This is a genomic window from Herbaspirillum sp. UBA812 (assembly GCF_002296545.1).
GTDB lineage: Bacteria > Pseudomonadota > Gammaproteobacteria > Burkholderiales > Burkholderiaceae_D > Herbaspirillum > Herbaspirillum huttiense.
The window spans coordinates 15,552-23,315 of record NZ_DBIC01000264.1 but is presented as its reverse complement, the minus strand read 5'-3'; the positions used below and the strand labels follow the sequence as shown (position 1 = coordinate 23,315).

At 64.2% G+C, this 7,764-nt stretch carries 8 protein-coding genes; all 8 read left to right on the top strand.

The window, feature by feature from the left end; genetic code table 11:
* Positions 1-498 (top strand): substrate binding domain-containing protein (locus B3873_RS17855; RefSeq protein ID WP_286867725.1); only part of this gene is annotated, 498 nt, incomplete at its 5' end.
* A gap of 280 nt (positions 499-778) precedes the next feature.
* The gene (locus B3873_RS17850) at positions 779-1,375 is read left to right on the top strand and encodes a chalcone isomerase family protein (protein ID WP_209534241.1); all 597 of its coding nucleotides are present in this window, start codon (positions 779-781) and stop codon (positions 1,373-1,375) included.
* Positions 1,372-2,625 (top strand): MFS transporter, encoded by a 1,254-nt coding sequence (locus tag B3873_RS17845; RefSeq protein WP_286867723.1) that lies wholly within the window; start codon positions 1,372-1,374, stop codon positions 2,623-2,625. Before B3873_RS17850 ends, B3873_RS17845 begins: the two co-directional genes overlap by 4 nt.
* Positions 2,626-2,646: 21 nt before the next feature.
* Positions 2,647-4,221, top strand: coding sequence for a cryptochrome/photolyase family protein (locus B3873_RS17840; protein WP_286867722.1), 1,575 nt, complete (start codon positions 2,647-2,649; stop codon positions 4,219-4,221).
* 225 nt (positions 4,222-4,446) lie between these two features.
* Positions 4,447-5,088, top strand: a complete 642-nt coding sequence (locus B3873_RS17835; RefSeq protein ID WP_286867721.1) for a response regulator — start codon at positions 4,447-4,449, stop codon at positions 5,086-5,088.
* 29 nt (positions 5,089-5,117) lie between these two features.
* The gene (locus B3873_RS17830; RefSeq protein ID WP_286867720.1) at positions 5,118-6,785 is read left to right on the top strand and encodes a sensor histidine kinase; all 1,668 of its coding nucleotides are present in this window, start codon (positions 5,118-5,120) and stop codon (positions 6,783-6,785) included.
* Between the two features lie 15 nt (positions 6,786-6,800).
* The gene (locus B3873_RS17825; RefSeq protein ID WP_051156453.1) at positions 6,801-7,196 is read left to right on the top strand and encodes an Hpt domain-containing protein; all 396 of its coding nucleotides are present in this window, start codon (positions 6,801-6,803) and stop codon (positions 7,194-7,196) included.
* Positions 7,197-7,231: 35 nt separating this feature from the next.
* Positions 7,232-7,764 (top strand): PDC sensor domain-containing protein (locus B3873_RS17820; RefSeq protein ID WP_422652295.1); only part of this gene is annotated, 533 nt, incomplete at its 3' end.

The window sequence follows — 7,764 nt, the reverse complement described above, 5'->3', positions numbered from 1 at the left end:
GTTGCCATCCGCACCCGCGAGTTCGAACCGGATTCCAACATCGCCGTGCGCCGGCTGGCCGCCACCCGCCGCATCCTGGCGGCTTCGCCCGGCTACCTCGCCGCACGCGGCGTGCCGCGCGCGCTGGATGACCTGGCCGCGCACGACCTGCTGGTGTACAGCCACTCCAACCATCCCAACCTGCTGCACTTCACCCATCGCGATGGCCGCGAACGGCAGCTCGACATCACTGCCCTGATGCAGTCCAACGATGGCCAGATCATCCGCGCGGCAGCACTGGAAGGCCTGGGCATCCTGATCCAGCCCAACTACATCATCTATGACGACGTCGTCGCCGGCCGCCTGGTGCCAGTGCTGGACGAATGGGACCTGCCGCGCCTGACCATCAACATCGCCTACCAGGGCCGCAAGCATTTGCCGGCCCGGGTGCGCGTCTTCGTCGACTTCCTGCTGCAACATTTCGAGGAAATGGACTATGAGCGCAAGTGGACACGATGAGCAGCGCTGCGCAAGCATTTATCGTACATTCCACCGCACCATACCAATTGGTAAATATTAAATACCGATCAGTAGCTTTTATCTTCAACTGGTAGTAATCTTGGTGCCCGAGGTGTTGCTGACACCTCGACACTGTATTGCTGGGCGCTTGGCAGACTGTATTGCCAAGGCCCTCAGCGTGTACTGAGGAACACCGCAGACTGTATTGTCGGCATGCAGCGCACTGTATTGCTCGCTGACAAGACTGTGATGCTGCTTCTTGCCCATGAGGAGACCCCCGATGCCCAATGCCACCGTTCGCTCCCTCGATCTGCAACAGGATCTGCGCCAGCAGCACCTGCGTCTCACCTGCTGCGCGCTGTTCCTGATGGCGCTGTTGACCCTCTGGCCCGGCCGCGCCGCACACGCTGCACAACCCTGGCGCGAAGCCTTGCCCGCGCAGATCCAGACCGTGGGCAGCGGCACCATGACCTGGCTGGGTTTCCGCATCTATCAGGCCACGCTGTGGGCAGCGCAGAAGCCGCTGGATGAAAGCCAGCCCTTTGCCCTGCAACTCGACTACAAGGTCAAGATCAGCCGCGACAAGCTGGCCTCCACCTCCATTGAAGAGATCCAGCGCATGAGCCCGGCCCCCATCGCCGGCCCGACACTGGCGCGCTGGAAAAGCGAACTGAACCGCGCCTTCGTCGATGTCGCCGATGGCGACGAACTGGTCGGTGTCTATCTGCCTCAGCGCGGCATGCGCCTGTATGACCGCGACAAGATGCTGGCCGAGATCGCCGATCCCGAGCTGGCCCGCTCCTTCTTCAACATCTGGCTGGGCCAGCCCAGCCGCGATGAAAGCCTGCGCCGCCGCCTGCTCGGGGAAACGCCTTGAGCACAGTCTCGCAGCCCGCTGCGGCCCCCTCCGCGCGCCTGAGCAACGCCGCCTACGGCCTGCTGGGCGCGCCGCTGGCGATGGCCGCGCTGCCGCTGTTCGTGCAGATCCCGGCTTACTACGCCAGCCATGTCGGCGTGGCCCTGGCACCGCTGGGCTGGGTGCTGTTCGCCGCGCGCCTGCTGGACATGCTGCAGGATCCCCTGTTTGGTCACTTGCTGGATCGCTCGGCGCAACGCCAGAAGCGCTGGATGGCGGCTGCCGGCGTGGTGCTTGCAGTTGCCTTCATCTGTCTCTGGAAGCCACCCTCCACGCCGCAGGCGGCCATGGTATGGCTGGTGGCGATGCTGGTGCTGGCCTATTGCGCGCACAGCATGCTGAGCATCGCCTATCTGTCGTGGGGCTCGCGCCTGCCGGAACAAGGCATGCGCGCCGTCCCCTGGCGTGAAGGTGCGGGGCTGGCCGGCGTGATCCTGGCCAGTGTGGTGCCGGTCGGCATCCTGGCTGCAGATCCGGCGCTGATCGACCAGCGCATCACCTGGTACTGCCTGTTCTTCGGCGCGGTCCTGGGCGTGGCGCTGCTGTTGCTGCTGCGCCAGCCGGCTCCGCCGATGATGGCACAGGGCGAGCGCTGGGCCGTGTCGCTGCGCGGACTGTGGGCCAACCGGGCGTTTCGTTCGCTGCTGCCGCCTTATCTGCTCAATGCCCTGTCGGCCGCCATCCCGGCTACGCTGGCGCTGTTCTTCATCGAGGATCAATTGCAGGAACGTGCGCTGGCTGGCGGCTTTCTTGCAGCCTACTTCGGTGCCGCCGCAGTGGGACTGCCGCTGTGGAGCGCGCTGGCACGCCGCTTCGGCACCATCGCCTGCTGGCGTCAGGCCATGCTGCTCTCCATTGCCGGCTTCGTCGGTGCGGTGCTGCTTGGGCCGGGCGACCGCTGGTCCTTCCTCGTGGTGTGTCTGGCCACCGGTGCTGCACTGGGTGCCGACCTGTTGCTGCCCCCCGTCCTGCTGGCGCGCGTGGTCACGCAGCGCGCTTCGGTGGGCGCCGCCTTCGGCATCCTGACCATGCTGGGCAAGCTGGCCCTGGCACTGGCGGGCATCGCCCTACCACTGCTGTCAGCCCTCGATTACCAACCCGGACAAGGGCCCAGCAGCAGCCTGCCGCTGGTCTACGCGGCCCTGCCTTGCGTGCTGAAACTGGCGGCGTTCGTGGCGCTGGGGCGCTACGGCCGTCAGCACGCTGCCTGAGCGATTTTCCGTTCGCAGATCATGAAGAAAAAGACCGACACGCACGCCACTCCCGCCTCCACCCTGCGCCTGATCCTGGGCGACCAGTTGAATGCACAGCATTCCTGGTTCGACCACGCCGATTCCGAGGTGGTCTATGTGCTCATGGAAGTGCGTTCCGAAACCGACTACGTGCTGCATCACGCGCAAAAGATCCTGGCCATCTTCGCGGCCATGCGGGCCTTCGGCGAGCAGTTGCGCGCGGCCGGACACCGGGTGCGCTATATCCGGCTGGATGATCCCAGCAACCGCCAGTCGCTGGTGGACAATCTCGACGCCCTGGCCGCGCACTACCAGGCCAGCCGCGTTGAATGGCAGGCACCGGATGAATGGCGGGTCGACCAGGCCCTGCAGCAATGGGGCGACACCTGGGCGCAGGCCCATCAGGGCCAGACCGCCGTGGTCGACAGTGAACACTTCCTCACTGCGCGCAATGAATTGCCACGCCTCTTTGAAGGCCGCAAGCAGTGGCTGATGGAGCATTTTTACCGCCAGATGCGCCGCCGCTTCGAACTGCTGCTCGATGCCGATGGCAAGCCCGAAGGCGGCCAATGGAATTTCGACCATGACAATCGCAAGCGCTGGCCCGGCAATCCGCCCGAGCCCCGGGATTGGCGCCAGCCGCACGACCATGGCGTCCTGTGGGAGATGCTGCAGGCACAAGGTGTGCGCAGCTTCGGCGAGCCCCAGGCCACGCAGCTGCGCTGGCCGCTGGACCGTACCGAAGCCCTGCAGCACCTGGATCACTTCATCACCACCGTGCTGCCGCACTTCGGCGACTATGAAGACGCCATGAGCAGCAAGGCCCAGCGCCTGTTCCACTCGCTGCTGTCCTTCGCGCTCAATGTGAAGATGCTGCATCCGCTGGAAGTGGTGCGCCGCGCCGAGGAGGCCTGGCGGGAAGGCAAAGCGCCGCTGGCGGCGGTGGAAGGTTTCATTCGCCAGATCATCGGCTGGCGTGAATATGTACGCGGCATCTACTGGTCGCAGATGCCCGGCTATGACGAGCGCAACGCACTGGCGCACCGCCTGCCGCTGCCGGCCTGGTTCTGGACCGGCCAGACCCGCATGAACTGCCTGCGCCACGCCATCGGCCAGTCGCTGGAGACGGCTCATGCGCATCACATCCAGCGCCTGATGGTGATCGGCAATTTCGCCCTGCTGGCCGGGCTCGATCCCAAGGAACTGCACCACTGGTATTTGGGCATCTACATCGATGCCTTCGAGTGGGTGGAACTGCCCAACACCCTCGGCATGAGCCAGTGGGCCGATGGCGGCATCATCGCCACCAAGCCGTATGTCAGCAGCGCCGCCTACATCGGCCGCATGAGCGATTATTGCCAGGGCTGCGCCTACGATCCCAAGCAGAAAACCAGCGCCGACGCCTGCCCCTTCAATGCCCTGTACTGGGATTTCTTCCTGCGCCATCAATCCACCTTCGGCAACAACCCGCGCATGGGCATGGCCTATCAGCAGATCAAAAAAATGCAGCCCGACGATGTTCAGGCCCTGCAACAACGCGCGGCCGACCTGCGCAGCCAGCTCGATACCCTCTGAAGCCGCACCGGCAGGCGCTCCCAGCGCGCGATAATTGCTGCCGGCTGCGGTAAACGCAGGCAAAATACACAAAATCTGACGAACTCACGAAATTCTCTGCATAATGGGCCGTCAAAGGCTTGCCCATGGGCAGCACTGTTGCTTTTCGTCGAAAAACGATTATACCGAATTCAAATTCTATCTAATGAATTTGATTTATTTGTGTAAAATACCGATAATGAATTTATGAAAACCGCAAAGACAACCAGCTCCGAGGTGTGCACCACGCAGGAAGCGGCGCACATCCTGGGCATCTCGGTGTCCTCCGTCCAGCAGTTGGTGGAGGCCGGCATCATTGAGGCCTGGAAGACCAAGGGCGGGCACCGCCGCATTCCGCTGGCGGCGGTGCATGCCTACAAGTCCACGCCGGGCTCGTCGTCGACCGGCGAGACAGCCGAGCACGGACGCGGCAGTCCGGCAGCGCGTCCCGGCAACGGCCGCACCGCCGTGCTGGTGATCGAGGACAACCGCCTGCAGCGCGAGCTGTATGCCGGCGCCCTCGGGTCCTGGGGCTTGCCGCTGGATCTGGTGTATTGCGACAACGGTTACAAGGCGCTGCTGGAGATCGCGCGCAGCAAACCCGACGTGGTGCTGGCCGATATCGTGATGGAAGGCATGGATGGCTACGAAGTGGTCAAGACCATCCTCCACGATCCGGAGCTGCAGGATGTGAGCATCGCCATCGTCAGCAGCCTGGATGCGGAAGAGATGGCCATGCGCGGCGGTATTCCGGCCGGGGTGGTGTTCTTCCCCAAACCGGTCAATTTTGATGAATTGCGCGGTTACATGCGGGCCTGCTGTGCCCGCAGGGAGCGCGAGACCCGCTAAGGGATCAACCAGGAAAGGCCCGCAGTGCCATGGATGACCGGAAACACCCCCCTCTCCCCCTCCGGTTCGCGCGCATCGACCTGCGCCTGGCCCTGGGCCTGTTTTCGCTGTTGCTGATCTGCGGTCTCTGGCTGGGGGCGTTCAAGGAACTCAACGCCAGCCGCGAGAACCATCTGCAGGATGCCCGCCGCGATGCCCAGTCGCTGTCGCGGCTGTTCCTCGAACACGCCTACCGCACCATCGAGGCCGCCGACCAGGCCGCCCTCTACCTGCGCTATCGCTATGCAGAGCGCGGCCAGTCGCTGGACCTGGCTACCGAGATCTCCAACGGCCTGGTGGCGCGCAATGTCTACAACCTCTTCACCATCGTCGATGCCAAGGGTGACGTGGTGCTCTCCAGCAAGCCCTTCACGCCGCTGAACCTGGCCGACCGCGAGCACGTACAGGTGCACATGCAGGGTGGCGAGGACAAGCTGTTCATCAGCAAGCCGGTGCTCGGGCGCGTCTCCAAGAAATGGTCGCTGCAGCTGACCCGCCGCATCAACCGTCCTGACGGCGGCTTTGGCGGCGTGATCGTGGTGTCCATCGATCCCCAGTACTTCACCAGCCTGTACCACCAGATTGATGTCGGTCATCATGGCGTGATCACGCTGGTCGGGGCCGATGGCACCGCGCGCGTGCGCCGCACCGGCGACATGGACGCCATGGGCGAGCAGGTCAACGGCGGCAAAGTCTATGCGGCCATGCTGGCGCAAGGAAGCGGTGTGATCGACGCGTTCAGCCGGGTCGACGGGCGCGAGCGCATCTACGCCTTCCACAAGCTGCGCGACTATCCGCTCTACGCCTCGGTGGGCATCGATATCGAAGAGCGCCTGGCCCCCTATTACCGTGAACGCAACCGGACCTTGACGCTGGCGATCCTGATCACCCTGGCCGTGCTGATCTTCAATGCCGTCCTGATCTGGATGGCCGGCTCGCTGGTGCGGAGCCGCCAGGAAGCCATGCAGGCCAGCCAGGCCAAGTCGCGCTTCCTGTCCAACATGTCGCACGAATTCCGCACCCCGCTCAATGGTGTGCTGGGCTATTCGGATGCGCTGCGCGAGGAGCTGGGCGAATCGCCCCTGGCGCAATACGCCACCGCCATCCATGACAGCGGCAACCGCCTGCTGGAACTGGTCGAGTCCATCCTCGAAGTGACCGCCCTGGAAGACCGCCGCGTGGCCGTGCATCAGGAACCGGAGAACATCCGCGAACTGGTCAGCCAGGCCATCGCCCGCCATTATCAGGCGGCCCAGACCAAAGGCCTGCAGCTGGAATGCCGTATCAGCGATGACGTCCCGCAGATCATCGTATGCGACCAGCGCAAGGTCCTGCGCGTGCTGGAAAACCTGATCGGCAATGCCGTGCGCTATACCGACACCGGGCGCGTGCTGGTCGAAGTGGATCGCAGCAGCGACCAGCTGGACATCCGTATCAAAGACACCGGCATCGGCATTCCCGCCGGGCAACTCGATACCATCTTCGAGAAGTTCACCCAGGCCGATGACAGTGAGCGCCGCGCCAAGGACGGCGCGGGCCTCGGGCTGACCATCGCGCAACGGCTGGTGACGCTCATGGGGGGCCAACTCATGTTACAGTCCAAACAACATCAAGGATCGACGTTCAGCTTCACATTGCCGCTGCAAGAGCCGAAGTAAATCGGCCGCCAAGCCATGAGAACAGAGGGGATTACCGTGCAACTGGGCCAGTCACTGACCGATTATCACCACATCGACCCGAGCCAACTGCTGGAAGCGGTGGGCGGGGACACCGGCACCGTCGCCTCACTGGCGCGCACCTTCGCCGACAGCGCGCCGGCCATTTTTGCCCGGCTGGAGCAGGCCGCCCGGGAGGGCAATGCCGAGCGCAGCCGGCACGAAAGCCATAGCCTCAAAGGCATGAGTGCCATGTTTCAGGCCCAGGTACTGACGATGCTGCTGCAGCAGACCGAACAGGCCGCCCGCAACGGCCAGACGCCGCGTCCGGAAGAACTGGCGCAATTGCAGGCCAGCTTTGCGCTGGTGCTGGATGAAATCGGGCGCTGCGCGCGCTCCCTCCCCCAGTCCTGACCTGCACGGGCGCATCTTCCCTGCCCGCCCTGCCCATGACGCCATCCACGCCCGCTCCCGGCTCGCCGCCCGCACCGCCGCGCATCCGCAAATCCGCCGTCACGCTCGGTGCCCTGCTGTTGGGGCTGCTGGCGGCGACCGTTATCATTTCCGGCAGCCTGCTGTACCGCGCCAGCCTCAACGACTGGCGCAACGACCTGGCCACGCTGTCCACGGTGCTGGCCGAAAGCACCGCCCAGACCATCTCCTCGGCCCGGCTGGTACTGGATAGCATCCAGTCCGACATCGAAGCCGCCAACGTCAGCGATGACGCCCAGCTGCGCCAACACGTCAGCACGCCCGAGTACTCCAGGACCATGCGCGAAAAGATCCGCGGCCTGCCCTTCATCTCGGGCATCGGCATCAGCAATGCGCAGGGCCGCATCATCAGCCTGTCCCGCGTATTTCCGCCGCCACCGCTGGACCTCACCGACCGCGACTACTTCTTTCATCACAGCCAGAATGCTTCGACCGAGGATTTCCTGAGCGAAACGGTCAATTCGCGCGCGGCGGGCGTACCCACCTTCTA